Source organism: Paenibacillus kobensis NBRC 15729, from assembly GCF_004000825.1.
GTDB lineage: Bacteria > Bacillota > Bacilli > Paenibacillales > Paenibacillaceae > Paenibacillus_T > Paenibacillus_T kobensis.
This window is the reverse complement of sequence record NZ_BILZ01000013.1, coordinates 74,770-99,362: the sequence shown is the minus strand read 5'-3', so window position 1 is coordinate 99,362 and position 24,593 is coordinate 74,770. Positions and strand designations below refer to the sequence as shown.

At 55.5% G+C, this 24,593-nt stretch carries 26 protein-coding genes; 18 read left to right on the top strand and 8 right to left on the bottom strand.

Annotated features, from left to right (window positions below):
* Window positions 1–52 precede the first annotated feature (52 nt).
* Complete coding sequence (locus PKO01S_RS10615) at window positions 53–1,489, top strand: polysaccharide deacetylase family protein (RefSeq protein ID WP_127531311.1); 1,437 nt, start codon at window positions 53–55, stop codon at window positions 1,487–1,489.
* Window positions 1,490–1,554: 65 nt separating this feature from the next.
* Here PKO01S_RS10615 and speE read toward each other — a convergent pair whose 3' ends face one another.
* From speE to PKO01S_RS10600, 4 genes are all read right to left on the bottom strand, one after another.
* Window positions 1,555–2,442 carry a polyamine aminopropyltransferase gene (speE, locus tag PKO01S_RS10610; protein ID WP_246070529.1) on the bottom strand — a complete coding sequence of 296 codons (888 nt, stop codon included), beginning with the start codon at window positions 2,440–2,442 and terminating at the stop codon, window positions 1,555–1,557.
* 64 nt (window positions 2,443–2,506) lie between these two features.
* Window positions 2,507–2,638: a hypothetical protein gene (locus tag PKO01S_RS29610; RefSeq protein WP_281278842.1), complete on the bottom strand. Its 132-nt coding sequence runs from the start codon at window positions 2,636–2,638 to the stop codon at window positions 2,507–2,509.
* A gap of 418 nt (window positions 2,639–3,056) precedes the next feature.
* Window positions 3,057–4,241: an NAD(P)/FAD-dependent oxidoreductase gene (locus PKO01S_RS10605; RefSeq protein ID WP_127531310.1), complete on the bottom strand. Its 1,185-nt coding sequence runs from the start codon at window positions 4,239–4,241 to the stop codon at window positions 3,057–3,059.
* A gap of 42 nt (window positions 4,242–4,283) precedes the next feature.
* Window positions 4,284–4,715, bottom strand: a complete 432-nt coding sequence (locus PKO01S_RS10600) for a DUF1641 domain-containing protein (RefSeq protein WP_127531309.1) — start codon at window positions 4,713–4,715, stop codon at window positions 4,284–4,286.
* Window positions 4,716–5,068: 353 nt separating this feature from the next.
* Between PKO01S_RS10600 and PKO01S_RS10595 the strand changes: the two genes are divergently transcribed.
* Complete coding sequence (locus PKO01S_RS10595) at window positions 5,069–5,779, top strand: glycosyltransferase (protein WP_246070528.1); 711 nt, start codon at window positions 5,069–5,071, stop codon at window positions 5,777–5,779.
* A 349-nt stretch (window positions 5,780–6,128) separates the two neighbouring features.
* Window positions 6,129–6,572: a hypothetical protein gene (locus tag PKO01S_RS10590; RefSeq protein ID WP_246070527.1), complete on the top strand. Its 444-nt coding sequence runs from the start codon at window positions 6,129–6,131 to the stop codon at window positions 6,570–6,572.
* 199 nt (window positions 6,573–6,771) lie between these two features.
* Here PKO01S_RS10590 and PKO01S_RS10585 read toward each other — a convergent pair whose 3' ends face one another.
* The gene (locus PKO01S_RS10585) at window positions 6,772–8,058 is read right to left on the bottom strand and encodes a glycosyltransferase (protein ID WP_127531308.1); all 1,287 of its coding nucleotides are present in this window, start codon (window positions 8,056–8,058) and stop codon (window positions 6,772–6,774) included.
* 204 nt (window positions 8,059–8,262) lie between these two features.
* On the opposite strand from PKO01S_RS10585, the gene PKO01S_RS10580 reads away from it, so the two are divergent.
* From PKO01S_RS10580 to PKO01S_RS10545, 8 genes are all read left to right on the top strand, one after another.
* Window positions 8,263–8,592: an MGMT family protein gene (locus tag PKO01S_RS10580; protein WP_127531307.1), complete on the top strand. Its 330-nt coding sequence runs from the start codon at window positions 8,263–8,265 to the stop codon at window positions 8,590–8,592.
* Between the two features lie 104 nt (window positions 8,593–8,696).
* Window positions 8,697–10,739, top strand: a complete 2,043-nt coding sequence (locus PKO01S_RS10575) for a molybdopterin-dependent oxidoreductase (protein WP_127531306.1) — start codon at window positions 8,697–8,699, stop codon at window positions 10,737–10,739.
* Window positions 10,740–10,873: 134 nt separating this feature from the next.
* On the top strand, window positions 10,874–11,386 hold the full coding sequence (locus PKO01S_RS10570; RefSeq protein ID WP_127531305.1) for a hypothetical protein: 513 nt from the start codon (window positions 10,874–10,876) through the stop codon (window positions 11,384–11,386).
* Window positions 11,387–11,450: 64 nt separating this feature from the next.
* A complete protein-coding gene (locus PKO01S_RS10565; RefSeq protein WP_246070533.1) occupies window positions 11,451–12,044 on the top strand; it encodes a sigma-70 family RNA polymerase sigma factor in 594 nt (197 codons plus the stop codon).
* Window positions 12,031–13,059: a hypothetical protein gene (locus tag PKO01S_RS10560; RefSeq protein ID WP_127531303.1), complete on the top strand. Its 1,029-nt coding sequence runs from the start codon at window positions 12,031–12,033 to the stop codon at window positions 13,057–13,059. Before PKO01S_RS10565 ends, PKO01S_RS10560 begins: the two co-directional genes overlap by 14 nt.
* Window positions 13,060–13,102: 43 nt before the next feature.
* Entirely contained in the window at window positions 13,103–14,197 is a 1,095-nt protein-coding gene (locus tag PKO01S_RS10555) for a hypothetical protein (RefSeq protein ID WP_127531302.1), read from the top strand.
* A gap of 3 nt (window positions 14,198–14,200) precedes the next feature.
* A complete protein-coding gene (locus PKO01S_RS10550; protein ID WP_127531301.1) occupies window positions 14,201–15,070 on the top strand; it encodes a hypothetical protein in 870 nt (289 codons plus the stop codon).
* 127 nt (window positions 15,071–15,197) lie between these two features.
* Complete coding sequence (locus tag PKO01S_RS10545; RefSeq protein WP_246070526.1) at window positions 15,198–15,917, top strand: S-layer homology domain-containing protein; 720 nt, start codon at window positions 15,198–15,200, stop codon at window positions 15,915–15,917.
* Between the two features lie 188 nt (window positions 15,918–16,105).
* Here the strand turns inward: PKO01S_RS10545 and PKO01S_RS10540 are convergent, their stop codons facing one another.
* Window positions 16,106–17,344 carry an MFS transporter gene (locus tag PKO01S_RS10540; protein WP_127531299.1) on the bottom strand — a complete coding sequence of 413 codons (1,239 nt, stop codon included), beginning with the start codon at window positions 17,342–17,344 and terminating at the stop codon, window positions 16,106–16,108.
* Between the two features lie 129 nt (window positions 17,345–17,473).
* Here PKO01S_RS10540 and PKO01S_RS10535 point away from each other — a divergent pair, with 129 nt between their 5' ends.
* Window positions 17,474–18,337 (top strand): AraC family transcriptional regulator, encoded by an 864-nt coding sequence (locus tag PKO01S_RS10535; protein ID WP_127531298.1) that lies wholly within the window; start codon window positions 17,474–17,476, stop codon window positions 18,335–18,337.
* A 270-nt stretch (window positions 18,338–18,607) separates the two neighbouring features.
* On the opposite strand, the gene PKO01S_RS10530 is transcribed toward PKO01S_RS10535, so the two are convergent.
* Complete coding sequence (locus PKO01S_RS10530) at window positions 18,608–19,867, bottom strand: DNA polymerase III subunit beta (protein ID WP_127531297.1); 1,260 nt, start codon at window positions 19,865–19,867, stop codon at window positions 18,608–18,610.
* 210 nt (window positions 19,868–20,077) lie between these two features.
* Window positions 20,078–20,443, bottom strand: a complete 366-nt coding sequence (locus PKO01S_RS10520; RefSeq protein ID WP_174818563.1) for a ribbon-helix-helix domain-containing protein — start codon at window positions 20,441–20,443, stop codon at window positions 20,078–20,080.
* A gap of 225 nt (window positions 20,444–20,668) precedes the next feature.
* Here PKO01S_RS10520 and PKO01S_RS10515 point away from each other — a divergent pair, with 225 nt between their 5' ends.
* From PKO01S_RS10515 to PKO01S_RS10490, 6 genes are all read left to right on the top strand, one after another.
* The gene (locus PKO01S_RS10515) at window positions 20,669–21,277 is read left to right on the top strand and encodes a hypothetical protein (protein ID WP_127531295.1); all 609 of its coding nucleotides are present in this window, start codon (window positions 20,669–20,671) and stop codon (window positions 21,275–21,277) included.
* Window positions 21,208–22,071 carry a TolB-like translocation protein gene (locus tag PKO01S_RS10510; protein WP_164779560.1) on the top strand — a complete coding sequence of 288 codons (864 nt, stop codon included), beginning with the start codon at window positions 21,208–21,210 and terminating at the stop codon, window positions 22,069–22,071. The genes PKO01S_RS10515 and PKO01S_RS10510 overlap by 70 nt, the downstream gene beginning before the upstream one ends.
* A gap of 97 nt (window positions 22,072–22,168) precedes the next feature.
* Complete coding sequence (locus tag PKO01S_RS10505) at window positions 22,169–22,624, top strand: Rrf2 family transcriptional regulator (protein WP_127531293.1); 456 nt, start codon at window positions 22,169–22,171, stop codon at window positions 22,622–22,624.
* 154 nt (window positions 22,625–22,778) lie between these two features.
* Window positions 22,779–23,147, top strand: a complete 369-nt coding sequence (locus PKO01S_RS10500; RefSeq protein ID WP_127531292.1) for a DoxX family protein — start codon at window positions 22,779–22,781, stop codon at window positions 23,145–23,147.
* Between the two features lie 59 nt (window positions 23,148–23,206).
* Window positions 23,207–23,923, top strand: coding sequence for a DsbA family oxidoreductase (locus PKO01S_RS10495; RefSeq protein ID WP_127531291.1), 717 nt, complete (start codon window positions 23,207–23,209; stop codon window positions 23,921–23,923).
* A gap of 141 nt (window positions 23,924–24,064) precedes the next feature.
* Window positions 24,065–24,352: an alpha/beta-type small acid-soluble spore protein gene (locus PKO01S_RS10490; protein WP_127531290.1), complete on the top strand. Its 288-nt coding sequence runs from the start codon at window positions 24,065–24,067 to the stop codon at window positions 24,350–24,352.
* Window positions 24,353–24,593 lie beyond the last annotated feature (241 nt).

Sequence of the window (24,593 nt, the reverse complement as noted above, 5' to 3'; positions counted from 1 at the left end):
TGAGTACACTTGATGACCGCATAGGCACTGACGGGGGAAAGACGAGGACGATATGGAAACCGAGACCATTCAGATGATAGAGCTGTTGTCGCTCAAGCAGTTGTCTGCCCGTTGTCAGATTGAAATCGCCATTACTTATACGGATGGAACCGTAAACAATGATGCTATTGAAATTGACCACTACACGTACAATCAACTGTTAACGATTCAGGTAGGACAACAATCGCGTATCCGATTGTCGCTGTATCCCAAATGGGACCCTTATCAGAAGGGGTACTACAGCACGATCATTCGAACGAACGGCACATTTAGCGAGAAACTATACTTCGCTTGTACAGAAGCATATGTTCAGCAGATTAAGCAATTGAAACAGCGTCCGCAGGACGCACAGCCGGCGGAAGCCGCTGTGCAGCCGCTGCCTGCAGCAGCAAGCGGAGCGCTGAAAGAGAAGACAGCGAAGAAGAAGGCAGCAAGCCGCAGCTCTGCTGTGCGCCGAACAGTCTATTCTTCATCGCGTTGGAAGCGGCAATTGGCGTGGAAGGTGATGGCGCTCAGCACGGCATTGATTCTGCTTATGCTGTGCAGAGTCGATGTGCTGTTGTTCATCGATAAGGTGGACGCAGTCGGGCAGCGATCGGCCACTTCCGAATCGGAGAAGATCGAGTCGGCGAGCATTGCGGTGGCCATGGGCAGTCAGCCTTCATCGGACGATGAGAAGCAGACGGCGTCTGAACCATCCGATAAGCCGGCTGTTGAACTGGCGGCGGGCCAGCAACCCGACAAGCCGACTGCACCGGACAAGCCGGGCAAGACGGAGCAGCAGCCTGACGGGAACGTTGCGGCCGACAGGCTGCCGGCCAAGAGCGAGACGAAGGCAGAGGACAAGGAAGCGTCCGGCTATGAAGTGTTTGCCGCTTCATCGGATGAGTATACGTACAAGCTTCCAAACGGTTATGTTGCATTAACGTTCGACGACGGACCGTCTGCTTATACGAAGCAGATTGTCGATGTATTGAAGGATGAGGGAGTAGCAGGCACGTTCTTCTTCGTCGGCAAGAATGCGGACCGATTCGAGGAAGAAGTCGGCTATGCCGTCGAGCATGGCATGGCAGTCGGCAACCATTCCTGGGATCACAGCCAACTGACGGATCTGAGCATTGATGCGGGGATCAGCAACATTTTGAAGACGAACAAAGAACTGACGAGCGACGGCGTGAAGAAAGTGACGCTGTTCCGTCCGCCATACGGCTTGATCAACGACGAGTTGGAAGCGCAAGTCGAGAAGCAGCACATGAAGGTGATCATGTGGAACCGCGATCCGGAGGATTGGGACGCCGATACGCGGGATGAAATTATAGAGTATTTCAAGAAGATAGACCCGTCTGGCGGTATCTACGTTCTGCATGAGAAGAAACATACGGTGGAAGCACTGCCTGCAATCATTCAATACTTAAAGAAGCAAGATCTGAAATTCGTTATCTTCCAATAACGCTATTGAGAACCGTCGCATTCTGTGCGGCGGTTTTGTTTTGTTCAGCTGCTGGGACGGGCCGCTTACGATTCAGATGATAAGAGTCGGCTTACGTAGCTAGGCAACTGGAAACAGGAGCGAAATAATGGCGCGTTGATGTATTGGGTATGCTCGCACTGCAGGCGGGAGAGGTCCGCCTCGAGCGGGTCCCAACGTTTCGATGCGATGGTGAAGCTCCAGACGCCGCCTGGGAAGGAGGGAATAGCGCACAAGTAGACGCGAACAACGGGAAACAGCTTCTTCATGCTGCGAACGGTATTGCGGAGACTCGCGGTGTTGTAGTAAGGCGATCCCGACTGGATAACGGCGATGCCGTCCTCCTTCAGACTGTCATGCACGTATTGATAAAATACAGGCTTATACAGAGGCGTCGCTGGCCCATAGGAATCCGAGCGGTCAATCAGCAGCACGTCGAACGCTTTTTTGTGGCTTTGAATCCAGCGGAATCCGTCCGCATAGACAAGCCGGACGCGCTTGTCCGCTTCAACGGCGGCAGCATGCGGCATCCACGTTTTGCACACCTCGACGACACGCTTATCGATCTCGACGATGTCGGCTTGTTCGACCGTGTTGTAGCGGAGCGCTTCGCCGGCAGGTCCGCAATCTCCGCCGCCGATCATAGCGATTTTTCTCGGGGCAGGATGGGTCGTCATCGCGATATGAGTAATCATCTCGTTATAAATAAAGCCGTCCTTCGTCGTAACTTGCGGCGTTCCGTCCAGCACGAGCATTCGCCCGAAACCTTTCGTATCCACGATACTGATTTCCTGATATGCAGACTGCTCGTAATGAAGCACTGCTTCCGCTTTGTAGCCTACCTCCATCTCGAGCTGAGGAAGGTCGTCCCACAGCCATAACTCGCCGTTCGGCTCCCTCTGGAAACCGGTTAACGAACTTTTGTGATTCGCCAATTGCTAACCCACCACCTGTAAGAGATTAATATAAAATGGTCATAACCGACGAGTACCCGGTAGGCTAGTCCGAGTAAACGGAGCCCTTGAAGCTTTCTGGACCGAACATAACGGGAGTGCCTTTCTCAAGTGGAATCGTAATCGAGCCGACGAAACTGGCGTGCTGAGACGTCCTGAAATCAAGCAGTTTGGTCAATCGATCACCTCCTAGTCGTACGTATTGCTCCCACTATATGACGGAGGAGGCTAGTACGTGTGGACAATCTGCCACGATGCGGAGAAATATCAGCCGCTTCATTCGAATGGAGACCTCGGGCAAGAAAAGTTCGTGTTCTAACGAATCGTAGCGGCGTTATTTGACCCCATTTCCGTGGTTTGCTATTGTAACGAATCCAGGAAACGCTATTAGTGTAAAAGGGGCTTAAAATTGCAGGATACAGCTCGAATAGCGCTTCTACGATTCGTTAAAACTTCAAAAGTGCCGAATCACGGCAAATAAGGTCTCCTCGATTCGTTAGCCGATTAGCAGGGGAGCTAGCCAGCCTTACCGCTGCCGTCTTACGCAAAAAAAAACGCCAGCGGCATTCGCCGCTGGCGTTTCGTGTACTGCGTTATTAATGAGCAACAAGTGAGAACAATCCGTGAATGTGCGACAGGTAACGGATGTTGCTGGCTTCTTTCATCATCGATGCTGGGAAGCCTTTCAACTGCGTACCGTTGCCGCCGATTTGGCCTACGCCGTCTTTGCGGCCGAGGCTTGCAAGCGTACCGGAGAATACCGGGTTGAATTTGTCCATTGCGCCGCCTCTGAGCTGAGCAGCCAGGTTGTAGCCGACCAGTTCGCCCATTTGCCAAGCGAGCTGAGCTGTTGGCGGGTAAGGACGGTCGCCCCCCTCTGGGAATACAACTGCGCAGTCGCCTGCGAGGAATACTTCAGGGTGCGAAGTCGATTGCAGCGTCTGCGTAACCGTCGAACGGCCGCGGTCTTCTGCGAGTCCGCAGCTGCCTACGATCGGGTTGCCTTTAACGCCGCCCGTCCAGATGATCGTATTCGATTCAATCGTACGGCCGTCTTTGAGCGATACCGTATTCTTCGTTGCTTCCGTAATCGCTACGCCCGTAACGAACTTAATGCCGCGCTTCGTCAAGCTTTCAACCGAACGCTCGATGAGCGGCTTCGGCAGCATTGGCAGAATGTTCGGACCTGCTTCGACACAGTAGATGTCGAGGTCGTTGTAGTCGATGCCTTTGGCACGGCAAATTTCTGGCAGCTTGTCGGCGAATTCGCCCACGAGCTCGACGCCTGTCAGGCCGCCGCCGCCCACGACGATCGTCGCGTCCGCTTTGCTGCCCGATTTCTTGTACGCGTTGAGGCGATCCTCAACATGCGCACGGATTTTGTTCGCATCTGCGGCCGATTTCAGCACGAGGCTGTTCTCTTCGAGTCCTGGGATGCCGAAGTAGTTCGTTTCGCTGCCGAGGGCAACGACGAGCTGATCGTATTTGTGAACAGCGCCGCTTTCCAGAACGACTTGCTTCTCGTTAGGCTTGATGTCTTTGACCCCATCAACCACGATGTTAATGTCTTTGCTGCCCAGCAGCTTATTCAGTGGAAGCGCCACAGCTCCCTCTGCAATCGTGCCGCCAGCCAGACGGTGCAGCTCGGTGATGATTTGGTGCGTCGAATAGCGGTTCACGATCGTAATGCTAGCTTCCGCAGGCGTCAGATGCTTGCGTGCCGACATTGCTGCGAGAACGCCGCCGTAACCGGCGCCAAGGATCAAAATTTGTTTCGGCATGTCCATCCTCCATTCTTATTCAACGGGTTCTTATTCGCCCTATTATTGTTGTTTCCGTTCAGCCAGTACGTTCAGGAACGATTGCGCGAAGCGCAGCGTCTTCTGTACTTCTGGATCTTTCAGCATTTTGAGCATGCCGAACAGGCCGATCGTCGACGAAGTGTCGGCTTGGGCGCGCTCGCCAGCTTCCATAGCGGCCGAAGCGATGCCTTTTGCCGAATCAGCAACCGGTTTAACGAATTCACCGATACCTGCCGCGAAGTCGTTGATCAGCACCTTATCCGTTGCAAGGCCGTATGCGAAATCGTACGCTTTGGTCAGCGTCGTCACCATTTCGGCCAGTTTCGGCAGGTTATCCACCAATACAGTCAGGGATTGCTGAATTTCCGGCTTCGTCAATTGATCAAGCACGTCTAACGATTTGGCTTCTTGAGCGAGGCCAGCTGCCACTTCTTGTTGTACAGTTTGTGACATTAAGAACGTCCTCCTTTACGTTGAAGTAACCTAGGTTTGGGGTCTCGATTATGCCCATCACTAATGCAAAACTTACGTTACACATGGTTGTAACATTTTTCACAAAAGAAATCACGGCAACGGCGTTATTCTCAGGTGACGGGTAAAAGCTTTAGCGACAAAGAGCGAATCGGGTTTGGACCTATTGATTCTATTCTACACCTTTTTGGCCCGAAATAAAAAAAGAATTTAACTTTTTTAACTAAATAAAAGCGATTTCTTTAACTTTGGGGGAATGAAATTGGTGGAAACGTTCACAATAAAACGGGCAATTTCGATTGCACAACCAAATAGAAGCATAAGGAGCACGAACAATGATGTCAATGAGGTTTGTCAAAACGGCTGCTGCGGGCTTATTAGCCGTCATGCTAGTATTGCCGGCAACGGCTGCGGCCCATGCATCTGGCGCAGCACAAGCAGCCGCCGTCCCAAGCATGAGCGATACGAAGGCGCAGCCGGCAATGACGCATGAGTCGAACTGGTCGTCCTCGAAAGAAAAGTTCAACTTCGCGATGCGGAAGCTATGGATTGATCATACAGGCTGGACGTGGGTGTACATTATTAGTGCAATTGCAGGACTGGAGGATCAGCAGCAGGTGCTGGGGAGACTGCTCCGTAATCAGGTGGATATCGGTAATGCGATCAAGCCATACTATGGTGAAGAAGCGGGCAAAAAGCTGACCATGCTGCTGCAGGAGCACATTCTGTTGGCCGGCAAAGTGCTCGAAGCGGCCAAGGCGGGCAATCAGGCGGATCTGGCGAAGTACAATAAAGAGTGGTACCGTAACGCCGACGATATTGTCCGGTTCCTCAGCGCAGCGAATCCGAATTGGAACGAGAAGCAGCTCCGGGACATGTTCTACACCCATCTTCAGCTCATCACAGAACAAGTGGCCGCAAGACTGAAGAAAGACTGGGATGCGGACATTATGGCTGTCGACCGGAACGAGGATCATATGATTCATTTCGCGGATGTATTGTCCGAAGGCATTATTAAGCAGTTCCCGAAACAATTTCAGTCTTGATCGGGCTAAGCTCGGGTTCAGACTCGGGCTGCATAAGGAGATAAGGCTCGCGGGGATTTTTCAGCGTGAACTTATATAGTCAGAGGAAGTCTGCACACTGTGCAGGCTTTTTTTGTTTCCAGCGATTAGCTCTTATTTCAATAAGGCGGTCAGTCAAAATTCCTCTCCTTCTGCCATCCTCTTCTATGTGGAGCTCATCGGCGTAAGCCATTCGGCCAACTTCCCCGGATCATTCGTACAAGCAAGGGCTGCGTCTCTCGCATTTCTTATATCAGACTTGCAGACCGGATTCCGAGATTGCGAGAATCGGCTGCTTGCATACCGCTATCTAGGAGGACTGGATCGTTTGGTGAAAAATAAGAAAGCTGCTGCTGCCGGATATGGGCATAAACGCGCGCGGAAAAGCACGCCGGTCGTCGCGACGTTCACGACGGGCATTCTGCGCCGCAATCCGGGAACGAATTTCGCCGTCGTAGACGCTGTTAACTTGAGCAGGCTGAGCAGCCGCCGGGTTGCCGTACAAGTAATCGACTGGTCGAACGGAACGCCAGTAGCACTGCCGGTATCCCCGTGCAACAGGAATCGCTGCGTGGTGACGGTGCCGGTTAACATGTCCCGGTTCTTGTTCGCGGACGTATCGAACGTAGCGTTCACGTACGAGGTGCGCGTCACGCGCATCGTGGACCGCAATCTCGTTACGAATGTGTTCGGATTAAGCAATACGCCGCTCACGCCTCAGACGGGCAACAACGTGCTTGAGCGGGAATTGGTTCGTTTGCGCCGGATGAAATAACGATACGAGACATTTGTACCCTTGCAGGACGGAATAGCAAGAATGCTCCAGACCGATTCAATAAGACATAAGACGGATCCCCTCCGGGCAAGCTGGCGGGCCGGAAGCTCATCGCCGCGATGAGTGCCGGTACTGCCTGCCTCGGAGGGGATCTTTATTTGAAGAAGGAGCGTTAGTAGGTAGGCATGGCCTCATTGTTCTAACGTCCCTCGACTATCGGCCGCAGGTGCCGCTCCCATACCGACTGCGGATTATAGTCCCGCCGCACAGCGGTCTTGGCCCGCAGGACGGGATTGTCCGCCAATCGCTGTACGATCCGCGCCGCATGCTCCTGCAAGTAGGCCTGCTCGGAAGGATGGTAGTGTTCGGTCGTATCGAAACCGTAGCCGCGCGCGTCCCAACGCATGAAATACGCACCGAGCCGATCGCCGAGCTCTGCCAAGGCAGGCACCGCCTCGTTCAGCACAAGGAGATTGCCGCGGCTTGCCGCCTCGAGCACAATTAAGCCGAACGATTCGGAGTAAGAAGGACAGAGGAACAGATTGCTGAGTCCGAACAGCTCCATGACCGCTTGATGCGGGAAGCCGTCCGGCCAGCCGCAGTCGGAGGTGAAGACGAGTCCATCCTCTTCCAGTCCAAGAGCTGAGCCTGCGTGCCGAATCCGTTCCTTGTACTCGTCAGGCGCGATGTCCATCGACGGAAAATCACAGCACACAAGCTTGACCGACAGCCCGGATACGCTGCGGACTGCGCCGGCAAGCGCCGCCGCTTTCTCGAACTGCTTGCCGGTGGTCAATCGGCCGGGGTAGACGGCAAGAATATCCGGCGAGAGCAGATCGGTCGCTCCGGCAAGCGATTTCAGCGGGCCGGACGCTTCAGCGAGCAGGTTGATGCTGTTCGGAACAGCCCGGCAATCCGTTGTCGCGGCGCCATACTGGCGGGCCAATGCCGCCAGGCCGGAGCTGGTCGGATAGACATAAGTCGTGTTCGGCAGAGGCGTGTAGCGGGCGGAGAATGGCCATGATGCATAAGGGCAGCTTGCCGCCGGAAGCGAATGCGTATAAGCAACGAACCGGACATGAGGCAGTCCGGCCTGCGCCTGGCGCAGCGCGACATTGTGGACCAGGTGCCAGCCCTGGTACAAAATATCATGCAGCACGCACACCTCCACGTCCTGCAAGATCTCCTGCAGATGCCGGGCAATCGCGTCTGCTTCGCCGAAGAAGGCCGGATGCAATTGCCCCGTGGCATGCGAATAGTCGCGCCAATGAATCTGCTCCCCGGCGTAACGGTTCGTGACAGGTACCCATTGCAGCCGTTCATCCAAATAAATGCCGTACCGCTCGGAGTGCGGGCAATCCTCGCACACCAGCAGCTTGACGTCATGGCCGGCGTTCAGCAGCATGTGAAGTTGTTCTTCTACCACGCTGACGAGCGAATAGGTCTTAGACAAGCCGTTGAACATCGTCATGACGGCTACCCGCATCGGAATTTCCCTCCTCTTGGTTCTATCGCTCGCAGTTGCCCTGCTTCCAATGAATGTTGCGCTAATGTTTTTTATGCCCGCGATTCGCTCTCCGCCAGCCGTTCCGGCCGCTTGTTCCAACTAGGCAACTGGGCATAGTACCGTTCCGGTGCCGGAATAGAGTATGATGAGAGTAACGAGACGAGGAAGCGGAGGAACGATGAAGTGCAGCCGTTTACGCAGAGGGTAATCGAGATTGTGAAAGGAATACCGGAAGGCTCCGTTATGACCTATGGGCAGATTGCGGCGCTGGCTGGAAGCCCGAAAGGCGCGCGCCAGGTTGTGCGGCTGCTTCATTCGCTTAGTTTAAGTCATGGGCTGCCTTGGCACCGGATCATCAATGCGAAAGGCGAAGTCGCGATTCAAGATGGTGAAGGGCACAACACGCAGGTGTATCTGCTCCGCAAAGAGGGCGTCGAGGTCGACCCTGAGGGACGCGTTGATCTAAGTAAGTACCGTTATTGTCCGGACGGGCTGGAGGCGGACTTTTATTAGCCGGAAGCTGAGGGGAATTAACCCATTTGTATAAAAATGAAGCGTATTGCGCTGGATGTGCAGCTATGCTATGTTTAGCGCATTATTAAGGGGAGGTTAGCACAGTGAACCCATATATCGCGCAGAGGGACGGGGTAGTGCCATCCGTTTGTTCTCTTGATTGCCCCGACCAATGCGGGCTGTTAATCCATAAGAAGGACGGCAAAATCGTTAAAATAGAAGGCGATCCGGATCACCCGGTTACGCAGGGAAGCATCTGTAATAAAGTGCGCCATATGGCCGAGCGGCTGTACGATCCGAAGCGGCTTCAGCAGCCGATGAAGCGGGTTGGCGCCAAGGGCGAGGGCAAGTTCGAGCCGATCAGCTGGGAAGAAGCGGTCGATACGATCACGTCCCGGTGGAAGTCGCTGATCGCGGAATATGGACCGGAGAGCATCCTGCCCTACAGCTTTTATGGCAATATGGGTCTGTTGAATTCGGAAGGGATGGACCGGCGCTTCTTCAACCGGCTAGGCGCGAGCAAGCTGAACCAGGCGATCTGCTCGGCTGCCGGAGGCGTTGGATACGGCTATACGATGGGCAACAGCTACGGAACGGACCCGGAAGAGACGGTACATACGAAGCTGTTCATTATGTGGGGCATTAACGCTGTCAGCACGAACATGCATCAAGTGGTGCTCGCGGAGAAAGCGCGCAAGAACGGGGCGAAGATCGTCGTAATCGACGTCCACCAGAATCAGACGGGCCGCTGGGCGGATTGGTTCATTCCGATCAAGCCTGGTACGGACAGCGTGCTCGCTCTTGGACTCATGCATGTATTGTTCGCTGAAGGCCGGACGGACGAAGCTTTCATGCAGCAATATACCGTTGGTCATGAGCAGTTAAGAGAGCATGTACGCTCTTATGATCCTGCTACCGTATCGGCCATTACCGGCGTGCCGGCGGACGATATTATCAAGCTGGCGAGGATGTACGCAGAAGTGACGCCGGCCTTTATCCGCATCGGCAACGGACTTCAACATCACGATAACGGCGGCATGAACGTCCGCACGATTGCATGCTTGCCTGCGCTGACCGGGCAGTGGCTTGTGCGAGGAGGCGGAGCAATCAAGGGCAACGGCGGCTTCCTGGAGCATAACTTCGACGCTTTGCAGCGGCCGGATGTGCGGCCGAATTCGGACGCTCGGATCGTCAATATGAATCAGATCGGCTCTGCGCTGCTGGAGCTTGATCCGCCAATCCGCTCGATGCACGTCTATAGCTGCAATCCGGCGCTCGTTGCGCCGGAAGGCAATAAGGTGCGGCAAGGTCTTGCGCGCGACGATCTGTTCTTGGTTGTCCACGATTTGTTCCTGACGGAGACGGCCATGTACGCCGACATTGTGTTGCCGGCAACATCGTCGTATGAGAATACCGATTTTCTAGCTTCGTACTGGCATCACTTTATTCACTTGAAGCAGCCGATCATCGAACCGTTCGGCGAGAGCAAGTCGAATGTGGATGTTTTCCGGCTGCTTGCGAGCGGCATGGGATTCGAGGACAGCATGTTCAGCGATTCCGAGGCGGACATGATTCGCCAGGCGCTGGATAATCCGTCCAATCCGTATATTGCGAATATCGATTACGAGACGCTAGAGCGCGAACTGTACGTCAAAGCCGATGTCTCGCCGTCGTTCATCGAGAAGCTGCCGACGCCAAGCGGCAAGATCGAGCTCTACTCCGAGAGAATGGAAGCAGACGGCCACCCGCCGCTGCCGACGTATACGCCGCTTGCCGACGATGGCGATTATCCGTATCTGTTTGTGCCTGCGCCAAACCATAACTTCTTGAATACGACGTTCTCGAACAACGAGAAGCATGTGAAGATGGAGAAAGTTCCGCGCCTGTACATCAATGCGGCGGACGCGGAAGCGGCGGGCATCGCCAATGGCGAGACGGTGCGCATCTGGAACGACCGCGGCGAGTGCTTGCTGACCGCATCGGTCGGGGAGACGGTGCTGCGCGGCGTCCTTGTCAGCCAAGGGCTGTGGGCGGATATGCCGGGGTCGAAGCATAACGTCAATTCCCTGACGCCGGACCGCGAGGCAGACATGGGCGGCGGCGCTGTCTTCTTCTCCGGCAGAGTCAACATGGCACCTGTATCGTAGCAGAATAGGAAGGAACGGAACGAACCGCTGATCTTCGGGATCAGCGGTTTTTTTGTTTGAACTTTTTCCAGACACCGGACCAATAGTTAACGATTGGGCAAACCGTAACGATTTTGGACGAGGGGGAGTATGGGATGACAAGAAGAAATACATGGCTGACCGCCCTTATGGCAATAGGGCTGACAATGGTGTTGATTTCGTGCGGGGCGGAGCGGACGACGCCGCTTGATTACACGAAGAAAGTGAACGGTATCGATCTGAGCGGTGAGAACTGGAAGCTGTCCGATTGGGGCTTAACGGAACAGCAGGTTATAGAGGAGCGGGGGCAACCTCGGCGCAGGTCCGTCGTGAAGGACGGCACGGTTATTCTGGATTACGCGGACTATCAATACTCCCTGCTTGGCGGTCATGTCCAAGGGTACACGTTAATGCCGCAGCAGCCGACTGCTGGGGGAGTAAAGGTCGGCGATGCCAAAAGCAGGGTTATCGAAAAGTATGGAAAGGATTACTACACCCGCGAGCAGAATAACTATCAAATATTGGGTTACTTGGATAAAGAGAATGAGCTGGCGCTGGAGTTTGTATTGGACAGCGGCCGGGTAACGGTTATTCTCGTGTCGGAGTTCGCGATGTTTCAACCATCGTAACCGGATGAAAGATACCGGGCAAAAGAGAAGCATGCATACGGAGACGGAGGCAAGCGTGAGCGTGATGAACGACAATGAATTGCATCCATGGCTGCGCCGCATGATGGATGGGGATCCAGCCGCATTCCGGGAAGTGTACGCGGCGACCCAGCCCTTTGTGTACCGCACCGTTTATTATTTGTCAGGAAATAAAGACGATGTGAGCGATATCGTCAGCGAGGTTTACATCGCCCTTATCCAATCACTGCCCTCCTACCGGTTCGAACAGTCTTTCCGGTCGTGGCTGAATGGCATTACCGTTCGGCAAGTCAGCAATTGGCGCCGCAAGCTGTGGAGGATTATGAGGCTGAACCAACGAAACCGGCTGTTGACGGTGGACATGCCAGCCAGCCTGCCAGGCGAGCGGTTGTTCGAAGCGGAACGGGACAGTGAGTTGCTGCAGCAGGTGGAGTGTCTTCCTGCCAAGCTGCGGGAAGTAATTGTGCTGCGTTATTATCAGGAATGCTCGTACGAAGAGATTGCAGAGGCGCTGAACGTGCCTGAGGGAACGGTCAAGTCGAGGCTTCATTCGGCTATAGCCAAGCTGCGAAGCCAGATCAAGATCGGCGAGCACTCCGCTATCGGGCTGGAAGGAGGTGCGGAGCATGTCCATTCATGACCGGTTGACCGAAGCTTACAGGCAGAGCGCTTCAAGGATCGGGCCGGGGCAGGCGGCTAATCCCGACGCTCGGGTGTTAGCCGAATTCGAGAAGTATGCCGCTGGCAAACGAGGCATCCGCCCGAAGATCCGGTGGAAGCCGCAGTTGCTTCAACTAGCGGTCGTGGCGGTACTGATTGGTGTTCTATCCGGATTCGCTCATTACGTATCGGTGCGCATTCATGACGAAAGGGTTAGCATACGTTACGAAGAGGGGATTCATCAGGCTATGGATGCGTCGCTGCAAGCCGAAGTGCAGAGCTTAATGCAGCAAGTGCGCTCGCAGCTGGCGGAAAGTGAATCGGCCGTCATCTATTCGCCAAGCATAGGACAATTGTTCCCGGAGCTGGTTAAAATGCCGCTCATCAGCGTCAGCAAACCGGCGGTGACGAGCGATTGGACGCTGTGGCGGAAGATGCTGGCGCAGGAGGCCCCGTTCGCGGAGCTGCCGGACTTGTCGGGCAGCGGTCTGTCCTTCGACGGGGGAGAACGCGAACGGCTGATGGTGTTGTCGGAGGAAGACCGGTCTCTGCTGCCTGAGCTTCAACGCGAGGCGAAGGAACGCGCGGACGAAGGAAAACTGCCGGCCGCTTGGCGCATACGCCCGGTTAATTCGGCTGGCGGAGAGAGTGCGCCGGAGCTGTCCTTGCAGTATACGTCAATTTTTCGCGATGCTGCCCGGAATCAAGTCGAGATCGGCGTACGCCGTGTGAGCGAGCGGGCCGACGTATTGCTTAGCGTAGGCCGATCGGCATCGAGAGAGTCTACAAATCTGGACGGTGCGGAGGCGGTATACGTGAAGAATGAGCATTATATTGGAGCCGATTCAGTGACCGGACAATATCAGATGGTCCAGTGGCTGAGTACGCAACCGGACAGCACCTTGGTATACAGCGTCGGAAGTGAATCGCTAGCCGTAACGAAAGATGAGCTTGTACGTATTGCGAGGCAAATGATATCCGGGCTGAACCCATAAGCGTTCCGACTGTAGTGCAAATCAGCTTAGGAGGTATTTCGAAATGGCTCAGACGAATACAACATCAGCTAAGGCCATACAAGCGGATGCAAAGTCTAATAAGCATTCGGTTTCGCTCACTCGGCATTACATGACGATCGTGTTCGGAGCGTGGCTGATCGGCGGCATATTCGTCGACGGCTATGCGCATAATCACGGCGTCGTCGAGACGTTCTTTACGCCATGGCACGCCATCTTGTATTCCGGCTTTCTGGCATGCGCCTTATGGATGGGTTGGCAAGTGCTGCGCACGAAGCGGGCATCGGGACTGCCGTGGCGGAAATCCGTGCCTGACGGATACGGGCTTGGATTGGCGGGGGTCGGCGTGTTTCTGATCGGCGGTCTGTGTGACATGGCGTGGCATATTACGCTCGGTATCGAGAAGAATACGGCAGCGCTCCTTAGTCCGCCTCATCTGACGCTGCTGATCGGCGGCACTCTGATTCTATCCAGTCCGTTCCGTGCGGTGTGGAACGACTCGCCTGAATCGCCGGGCTGGCGGACGTTCGCCATGCCGCTTCTATCGGTTGTACTTGTAATGAGCGCCATTAGCTTCTTCCTCATGTATAACTGGACGTTCCGGTATAATCTGGCGTCCAAGCCTGTAACGGACTGGTACATGGGCACTTTCTACAGCGGCCATATCACGCAAGTGATCGAGGCCAGAGGGCTGACGGGCATCCTGTTCAATACGGTGCAAATAATGGCGCCGGTGCTGCTGCTCCTTCGCAGATGGCGGCTGCCGTTCGGAGCGCTGACGATTCTATTCGGCGGCGTGGCGCTCATGATGAATGCGCTCGACGGCTTCGTCTTCGCCGCCGCGATAGCGATCGCGGCCGGAGCCGGCTTGGCTGCCGACCTGCTCTACCTGTGGCTGAGGCCGGAGCCGTCCCGAATCGGTGCCGTCCGGTTGTTCGCTCTGCTTGTGCCGATCGTCTTGTGGGCAGTTTATTATGCATATCTGGGATTAACGAACGGCATCGGTTGGGAAATCGAGTTGTGGACCGGATCGATCGTCGAGGCGGCTCTGGCCTCGCTAGGGCTTAGTCTGCTGGCGGTGCCGCCTGCGCACCGTGTTCCGCCCGGTATAGAGGGATAGAGTATGAATAATAAACAGAGCTTGTTCCGGGGGCTGACCGCAGCAGCGGCAGCACTTCTAATTCTGCTGGCGGGTTGCTCGGGAACGGCCGGCAATGTGGATATCGACCCGCCAACGCGCGGAGTGCTTCATTACCTGCAGCAGCAAGGGATGGCGAATGTATCGGACAACGGCTACCAGGTACAAGTGAAGAGCATCGCGGAAGACCGGCCGCTGGCCAGCGGGACCGATACCGCATTAATGCTTCAAGTGCTGGACCGTGCAAGCATGCCGGTGAAGCAATTCACGGAAGACATGACGAAGTTGATGCATCTGATCGTCGTGAGCCGGGACTTGTCCTCCTTTCAGCATCTTCATCCTGATTATGCAGGAAGCGGGCAATTCGAGGTCGCGATGCGGTTCCCGTTCGGCGGCGATTACCTGCTGATTGAGGAATTCGTTCCGGACGATAAACCGGTTACCGTCGTGAAGCAGTGGGTGAAGGTTGCGGGCGAGCAGCCCCCGGCCGCAGAGCTTGCACTAGGCGGGACGCTGCGGCAGACGATCGGCGGGCTGACGGTTACGTTATCGATGATGCCGGACGCGCAATCGTTGAAGGCCGGACAGATGGTTATGCTCGATTACAATATCTCGGATGCCGCGACGGGAGAGAGTGTTCAACTGGAGCCGTATCTGGGGACGAAGGGGCACTGCGTCATTCTGGATGCGAAGGCGAATCAGTATGTGCATGTCCATGCTGCCGACGATATGAGACAGGGCTCGAACGTCATGTTTCATACGGAGTTTCCCGCCGCCGGCACTTACCGGGTTTGGGGGCAATTCCAATACAACGGACAGGTGATTGCGGCGCCTTTCGATGTGAAGGTGAATTAGAGATACATAAGCGCCGGCCAGCTAAATCAGTCCGAGGGCTTGTGCGGAATGATGAAACATTTATCGCACTCCATACGTTTGGTAGATAGCAACACAACTTCTATTACAACGATTAGGAGAGTGCATCATGAAGAAGACAATGATTTCGGCCGCTCTGGCCTTGGCTATTGCCGTTCCGTTTGCGGGCAATGCGTTCGCGGCGGGCCTGTTCAACGATATTGGCGGCAGCGCCGCGCAGTCCCAGATCGAAACGCTGCAATCGAATGGCATCGTGCACGGCGTGACAGCCGAACAGTTCCGTCCGGGCGAGTCGCTGACCGCTGCACAGGGCGTAACGTTAATCGTTCGCAGCATGCAGCTTAGTCTTGCGGCCATTTCTTTTAATACCGCTCCGACGGCGGAGGGGTACTTCGAGCATGTGAGCAACTCGGCTTGGTACGCGGACGACTTCGTCATTGCCAAGGCGAACGGTCTCGACATTCCGTCCGATATCGATCCGAAGCAGCCGCTGAAGCGCGAGCAATTCGTTCATTGGCTGGTTCAAGGTCTGGAGAAGACCGGACAATATCCGCTGATCAAAATGTACATCAACATCGCCGACGAAGCCGATCTGACGACGGAGTACCAAGGCACGGTTCAGCGCGCATTGCTGTATAAGCTGACGGCGCTGGATGCGGAAGGAAACTTCAAGCCGCAAGCAGTCGTCACTCGCGAAGAAGCGTCTGTCATGGTCTATAATGCGGTCCAATTCGTAGAAGCGCATCAAGAACCTGTTGTAGAGGGCGATCAGCCTGCAGCTGGCAGCGGCCAGCCTGTAACCGATGGCAGCGCCGAAGCGGCAGAGTAAGAGACGCCGGCAGCATCTCGTGACAGCTAAGACCCGCAAGCAGGTGCGAGTAGTTTATCGCACTCTCTTCGCGGGTCTTTTTGTACGCAACAAAATGGGTGAATTCCTCTAATTATCGAGAGAGTAGGGGCGTCTGACGCCGCCACAGGCGCTGCCGGCTGCGAAGAGCCAGTCAGCGCCTATTTGGTCTATTTGGTGGTGCTGCTGTCGGCAGTGCCCATAATCCGCGAGTCTTTCGGCAATAGAATGGCGAACAGGCCGAGCAGCGGTAAAAAGGCGCACAGTTTCACCATATATTCGACGCCGTGCGCATCGATCAAGGAGCCGATGACAACGGAGCCAAGGCCGCCGAGCCCGAAGGAAAGGCCGAAGAACAGGCCGGCTACGGTGCCGACGTGGCCAGGCAGCAGCTCCTGCGCATAGACGATAATGACGGAGAAGCCGGACATAAGAATCAATCCGATCGCCAAGCACAGCAGGAAGGCGCCGACGGGACTCGCGTACGGCAGAAGAAGCGAGAACGGTGCTGTGCCAAGAATCGAGAACCAGATGATGCGCTGCCGCCCGAACCGGTCGGACAGCGGTCCGCCGAGGAATGTGCCGGCCATGCCAGCGAATTGCAGTGCGAACAGGCAAAGCTGGGCGTTCGAGAGCGGCAGGTTGTATTTGTCCATGAAGTAGAACGAATAATAGCCGCTCATGCAGGCCAAGTATACGAATTTCGAGAAGAGCATCAGAATGAGAATGCCCAATACATAGGCGATGTACGGCTTGCTGAACGAATGGCCTCGGACAACCGTGCCGGAGCGCTGCCCCGCTGTCCCTCGCGGGCGAACGTTCTCCCGGTACCAGCGGCTGATTCGGTACTGCAGTGCGATGCCGGCAACAGCAAATAGTGTAAACCAGAGAAAGCCGTGCTGGCCGATCGGGCTGATGATATAGGCGACCAACAGCGGAGCGATCGCTTGTCCGGTGTTGCCGCCGACTTGGAAGATCGATTGTGCGAATCCCTTGGAGCCGCTGGAGGCGAGATGGGCGACGCGGGACGATTCCGGATGCAGCACGGAGGAGCCGACGCCGATCAGCGCAGCCGACAGCAGCAACATCGCGAGCGAAGGAGACAGCGCCAGACCGATCATGCCGAGCAGCGTGAACAGCATGCCGATTGGCAGAAGGATTGGCATCGGGCGCCGATCGGTGTAATATCCAATTAGCGGCTGAAGGACGGATGCGGTGGCGTTAAGCGTAAAAGCAACCCAGCCGATCTGTGCGAAGCTCAGATGCAAATTTTGTTGAAAGAGCGGGAACACGGCCGGGACGACCGACTGCATCAAATCGTTGAGCAGATGGGCCGCGCTAACGCCGAGCAGAACCGTCATTGCGGCATTGCGCGGCGCAGCTGCGGATAATGAGGTGCTGCGTGACATGGCGATCATTCCTTTCAGAAGCGATAGAGTTATTCCTATGCTAATGGAAGAGTGTGCTGGCGTCGTCGCGATTGTTGCGGCGTTCGCGAGCAATATTCACAATAGCTGGCTGTAGCGGGGTGAAGGGCGATGCAAGTACAGTTGAAGCTTCCGCAGTTGGAAGTGCATCGGATTATCAATACATTCGAGAACGTTCCGCATTCGCATGAGTCGGACTATCAGTTGACCATACCGACGCACGGAACGTGCCATTTTTCATATGAGAACAAACAAGTGGCGTTATCGCCCGGCGAAGGCATGCTGCTCCATCCGAGCGGCCGCCATAGCTTCCATATGAGCGAGCAGTCGGGCGTTATCATCGTTATCGTGAAGGATAAGCAGCTGCAGCCGATTGTCGGCGGGCGGCAGGACGAGGAAGCGATGAGGCGCCGGATCGAGCCGTCGGTCATTTCCGGCCATTTCCGCAGATGGATGTCGGCAGCGGCAGAGTTCAATCTGTTCGATTCACTGGCTGCAGAAGAAGCGGAGATGCAAGTGCTGAGCGATCTCAAGGGGATGCTGGCTGAACCAACGGGACAGCTTGTACGGAATGGGGCGGCGGTTGGCGCAGGAACCGGAGCCAGAGCCGGGGGCTCAACGGACGATGAGGCGGTATGGAGGGGCATGCCGGTTTGCGCCGATCCGCATATCGCCCGCGCGCTGGACTACGTTCACACGCATTATACGGAGCAATTGAGCGTGGATACGATGGCGGCGGTTGCGCTGCAGAGCCGGTACCACTTCATCCGCTCGTTTAAGTCGGCGGTGGGCCGGTCGCCGTACCAGTATGTGCTGCTGCTGCGGATTATGGAAGCGAAGCGGCAGCTGAGACGGACGGCGGCGACGGTGACCGAAATCAGCTACCGGCTCGGCTTCTCGAGCACGAGCCAGTTCTACCGGGCGTTCGAGCGAATGGTCGGTGCCACGCCTGAGCAGTACCGCAAGGATAGGTAGGAGTAGGAGCATTATGGCCAGCCGCGCAGAGCGCGGCTGGCTGTATTTGTGAGCGCCGGCATGCAGCAGTTGCAGATAACGTCGTTCGGAAGTGCGGTTGGTGCGATTACCCGCCGGTCGCCGGTCATTTGCTTCGCTTGGAGCAGAGACTAAGCCTGGCATTGGGGTGTTGATTGTAGTCTGTACAACGACGGGGATGGAGTTTTCCGGTGGAGGAGTGCACGAAGCTGCACTCGCAGATGTGATTGGTCAGACCTTAATGAGAATGAGTTAATCACGCGTCCGTATGGGAGTGAGCGCATAGAGAGCAGAATCGCTGCCTTCGGGAGAGACGATTATCGGGCTTTGGCGGTCGGACATCCGCAGCACGACGTATTCGCTTTCGACCGCTTCGATAAGATCGGCCATATATCGGGCGTTGCAACTGATGCTGATCGGCTCTCCGTGCAAGGATGCGACGTCGACTTCCTCTTGTACGTCGCCGATCTCGGCATGATAGGCGTTCAATGCCATCACTCCATCGGGCCTGCTATGCAGCCGGACGACGCTTCCGTCGCCTGATAACAGCGCGGTCCGTTCCAAGGCCTGCAACAGCCTGCGGGTCATAACCGTCATGGCCATGGAGCGTGACGGGTTGGGCGCAGATACAATTTTGTCTATTGGCGGGTATACCCCTTCCAGTACGACAGACTGCATAGCGAATCCGTTCGTCTCCATCATTACGCGGTGCGGGCTGAGCGTAATCGCCGTCGTTCCGTGCCCGTCGCCCATGGCTTTGGCGTAGTCGCTCAGATGTTTGGCCGGAATAATGACATGCGCCATGGCATCAGAGCTGGAAGCGGCTGACTGGCCAGCTGGCAGCGTGCTATCTGCATCCGTTGTTTCCGTCACATTCGGTTCCTGTCTGGTTGGAGGTGTTTGATGCCAAGACACCTTGTCCGTGTCCTTCTCCTCGTGCTGCGACAACGCAATCGTACGGGAGGCGAGGCGAATGCCGTCCGTTGACGTCATTCTGAGCTTCCCGCCCGTTAGCTGACAGAGAACCCCCGTTAAAATCGGCCTCGCCTCGGAGCAAGATGCGGCGAAAGCAACTTGTTGAACGGCCTTCCGCAGCTTGCTGCTCGGCAGCGCGAGCTGGACCGTCTCATCGGATTGCTCCATGCTCATCACGGGATACCCTTCCGGATTCATCCCGTTCAAATGGTAAACCGCTCTCCCGGCACTCATTCGCAGCCGCCAGCCTTCTAACACTTCCAGCGTGATGGTATCGCTAGCGGCGGTGTGCCGGACAATCTCCATCCAGTAGCGGGCCGGAATGACGATGCTGCCGCTGCGCAGGATTGCGGCTCGTTCCCCATCGAGCCGGCAGCGCAGCATCATGGAGTGGTTGGATGCGGTAAGCGTCAGGCCATCGCTATCAGCCTGCACATGGATGCCGGACAGCAGCGGAATGACAGGCTTCGCCGCAATGGCGCGTCCGATATGAAGAAGTGCAGGCCAGAGCGCGGACTGGTTTAGCCGAACAAGCATGATTCGATCACCACTTTTCTCTATTAGTCTACTTCCTTGCAAAGCGGCTGAGAGGGCCAGTATTCCTGCTGCTGAAACAGTAAGGCCATAGGCTCCGGGCAGCAGCACAAATGCTACTGCCGCTGTCGCTATTGAATGCTAGTGTCTCTACTGCTGCTATTGCTGCTATTGCTGCTACTGCTGTTATTGCTACTGCCGCTGCTTTTGCTATTATTGCTGCTGCTGCTGTTGTCCGAACCGCTGTCCTGCAGCCGGCGGTTGCTGTTTCTGCTGCTGTGGCGAAGGTATCGGATGCGGCGCCGTAAACTCATTCGAAGAGGCGGCTACAGCGTCCTCTATCATTCCTCTTAGCCATTCGGACCGGGAGCAGCCTTGTTGTTCGCATTGCCGGTCGATCTCCTGCCACAATTCAGGCGTTAGGGTGATTGACACTTTCCTCGTCTCGCCGACGGGTTTTCTTCCCGCCCCCATGCGTGCGCCGCCCCGCGTGAACGACATCGATACTTGTCCTTCCTGAGCCGGAACCTTTACCTTGAGCGGGTTGCTAGTTTGTCTGGCGTTGGGTGTATCCTCCACTGAAAACAGCCTTCTCTCCATATTTGATTCAAGTAACTCAATTCAAACAGCCTGCTGACTATACTCTATCACACTTGGAATAACATGACAATTGTTTGCAGATGTTGCAACCAACTGTCGAAGCTAGTCGTCTGGTAATAGACGTTCATATTTCCAACCTAAAAGGCTGACACTGTATAGGCGAAGATTAGAATGGGATGGTACTGAGAGAAGGAGAGAACGAGTATGAGAACAAAATTGGGTTTGTCCGCCTTGTTTCTAATACTGGCGGTATGCGTGTGGTTCGCGGCGGACGCTGCACGAGGCTCTACGACAAGCGGTGAACCGTCCAAGCCGGCATCTGCCAATGGCCAAGCAGAATTAGAAGCAGAGGCGGCGAAGCCGCAAGACGCTTCGTCAGAGACCACAGCGGACGGCCTGCGGGCTGTATTCGTTCGCGGCAATGCATTGTGGATCAAGAACGGCTCGGCGGAACAGCGGTTGACGGAAGCGCAGCAGTCAAATATTCGAATCCGGTATCCCAAATGGTCTTCCGACGACCATTCTATTGCATATACGAAAGAACTAAATAATAGCCGCGAGTTGCATATTATCGAAGCAGACGGCCGTAACGACCGCGTAGTCGGTCTGGCTGACGGCTATTTCGAGTGGTCGCCTGCTGCCAGCCAACTCGCTTTTGTTCACGACGGGCAGTTAAGCTGGGTCGAGGCTCAATCCCGGATAAGCCTCATTCGGCCGCGAAGGAGATCAGCAACTTCTCGTGGTTGCCGGACGGCAGCGGCTTCTTCGCCTCGACGCAGGCGAAGCCGACCGGCGAAGGCGGCGACCTTATGAATTGGACGCAGATCAAGCTGCTTCGCATTCCGCTGTCAGCGGCGGGCGATCCGGGCAGGTTCGAGACGGTCTATACGCTGCCGAAGCCTTCGGACCAACTGTTCGCAGTCGGCACAAGCCCGTTCCGGTGGTCGTCGGACGGCAAGTGGATCGCCTTCCTTGCGACGCCGACGGCATCGTTGTCGGCAGACGGAAACGCGCTCTGCATCTTATCTTCGGACGGCCGCGTTTTCCGCCAGGTGGATGAGATGGTCAACAATCCGGATTGGTTCGAATGGGCGCCGGAAGCCGAGACGCTGGCTTACATCGGGGGCGGGGGACGAATGGCAACCGACAATAAGCAGCTGCGGACAATCGCCGCTCCTTCGTTCGAGCCGAAGAGCTATACGCCGCAAGGGAAAGTCGACCAAGGCTTTACATGGGACGGATCCGAGCGGATGATTGTCTCCCGCGCAGCGGAGAGCGAATGGGAGAACGAACCGGAGAAACGGCCGTATGCAGCCTTATATGCCATCGATCTGACGACGGGCGAACAGCGTCCGTTGACGGAAGCCGCTAAGTCAGCCAAGCCTGCGGTTTATGGCGAATATGCTCCGGCGCTCTTGTCACGGGATCGGCTCGCATGGGTAGGATCGGACCGTGTTACGGCAGACGTAATATTGTCTCGCATCAATGGGGAACGTCCAGGTCTATGGATTCGCGGGATTGATCTCGGCGATAACTACTACGAGCAGTGGCGCTGGGATGCGGTGCTTGATTTCGACAGGCAATCGCAGGCAGACGCCAAGAAGTAGCTATTCCGCTGCGGCAGGCGATATAATGGAACCAAAAGGCCTGCAGTAAGTGCCAGTTGGGACTGCTGCGGGAAGTGCGGATGAAGGAGTGGAACGGATGAGTACGGCGAATCGCGGAATACCGGGGCCTCCCCGGTTCGGCATAGCAGTTCATGCATTGGCCTGGCTGGCGCAGAGCGGAGGCGTGCTGTCCAGCGCGGCAATTGCAGGCCAAGTCAATTCGCATGCGACGTTCCTTCGCCGCGTCCTGGTCAATCTGGTGCAGGCTGGCCTGGTCGAGGTGAAGGAAGGGCGCGACGGCGGTTATTGGCTGCGCAAGCAGAGCGAAGATATTACGTTGGCTGACGTGTATATGGCGGTTAGGAACGATTGCGGCGGAATGGAACAGCTCGAGGACGAAGGAACCGATTGCGGCGCAGCCGTCCAGCAGTTGAACCGGGCGCTGGAGTCGATCATGAACGAGGCGGAGCGCAATACGATTGAATATCTCCGGCAGTTCACGATGGACGATGTGATGCGGAAGATTGATTTTACAGCCCAACCGACATCATAATTACGAAAAAATATCCGCTTGCCAAAAGTAAGTGCCACCCTCTATAATGTGCTTGAAGCGGTTGCAGTCACGAAAGAGACTGCTTTTATTTTAGATAATACTGTGCCTTTTATAAGTGCAGTAAAACAAGTATTATTTTAAGGGGGATTAGGTAATGGATATCGTATCGATCATTATTCAAGCACTGCTCGGATTGATGTTCGTCATGGCTGGCATAATGAAAATTGCGGGTGTGAAGATGCATGTCGACAATTTCGACAAGTGGGGCTTGCCGCAATGGTTCCGCGTCGTGACGGGGCTGGTCGAGCTGGTTGCGGCGGCCTTGTTGATCGTCGGCATTTGGAAGGACAGCTGGGCGGCGCTCGGCGGTCTGCTGCTCGGCGTGACGATGCTTGGCGGCGTGCTCGTCCACGTCCGTGCCAAGGAGCCGTTCAAGGCGTCGGCGCCGGCTTTGGTCATGTGCATTCTAGCGGTCGTTGTGCTACTCTTGAATGCAGGATCATTGAGTGATTGGCCGCAGTAATAACAAGGATATCGGGCCGCTTATGGCCTGATCGTCACATAGATAGGAGTGTATACATTATGCAAATCGAAGTGTGGTCGGATTTTGCTTGCCCGTTCTGCTATATCGGCAAACGCCGTCTAGAGGAGGCGGTCGCTCAGTTCGAGAACCGTGATCATATCGACATTCAATACCGGAGCTTCGAGCTGGACCCGAATGCGCAGAAGGAATATCCGCATGACGTGCACGAGATGCTGTCTTCGAAGTACGGCATGACGCGCGACAAAGCGATCGAGATGAACCAAAATGTCGGCCGTTCGGCGGCGGAAGCCGGGCTGGACTTTCAATTCGATCAAATCAAGCTGACGAATACATTCGATGCGCACCGTCTGTCTCATTTCGGCGCGCATCACGGCAAGCGGACCGAGCTGACGGAGCTGCTGCTCAAAGGTTATTTTACCGACGGGAAGCATCTGAGCGACCGGGAGACGCTGCTGGACATTGCGGCGGAAGCGGGACTTGACCGGGACGAAGCAGCGGAGGCGCTGTCGAGCGGACGGTTCGCAGACAACGTGCGAGACGAGGAGCAAGAGGCAAGCCAACTGGGAGTACGCGGCGTACCTTTCTACGTCATTAACCGCAAGTACGCGGTGTCTGGCGCACAGCCGACGGAAGTGTTCTTGAACGCGCTGGAACAAGCGTGGCATGACGAGAACCCGGTTAAACTCGTTGACGTAGGCAGCGAAGCGGCTGGTGTATGTACGGACGAATCTTGCGATATTCCAACCGATAAGTAATCATCTAGGGAGAGAACAGGGAGTGAGCAGTTATGCGCACCTTGGGCTCTCTTTTCTTATTGGCAACAAGCCGCACACATAATTCTCGGCATACGGGACAACGTACTCGTAACGAATGCTTGAGGAGGTGTCATGGAACTGATGAGCAGAAGAAACCGGAACCGGCTGCTCGTGCCGGAGGCGAGGCAAGGTATGAACATGTTCAAGGCGGATGTGATGCGGCAGGAAGGCTATGCGGTTAATCCGGCCCGTCCGGATGATGTTAAATACGAGGTCGCGAAGTCGCTCGGTGTCCCGCTGCAGGAAGGCGACAACGGCAACTTGTCGACGGAGGACGCGGGCCGAGTAGGCGGCGCGATCGGCGGCTCCATGGTACGCGAAATGATACGTCTTGCCCAGCAGCGTCTTGCGCAGCGGGAAGGGGAGTAACGGGATCAAATAATAGATACGTAAAAGGTTGCTCACTGCGCTGTCTTGTTAAGCGAAGTGAGCTATTTTTTTGGTGTCAACATCGGTTTATCAGGAAAATTGCATTATGTCAGCACATTTAGCACATAAATATGGTTCTTATATGCTGGTTGCGGATATAAGATGATGTGACTTTAGAGGCAAGAGATCGAGAGGGCAGATCAGATATTCCTAAATATATATAAAAATACAAAATTTTATG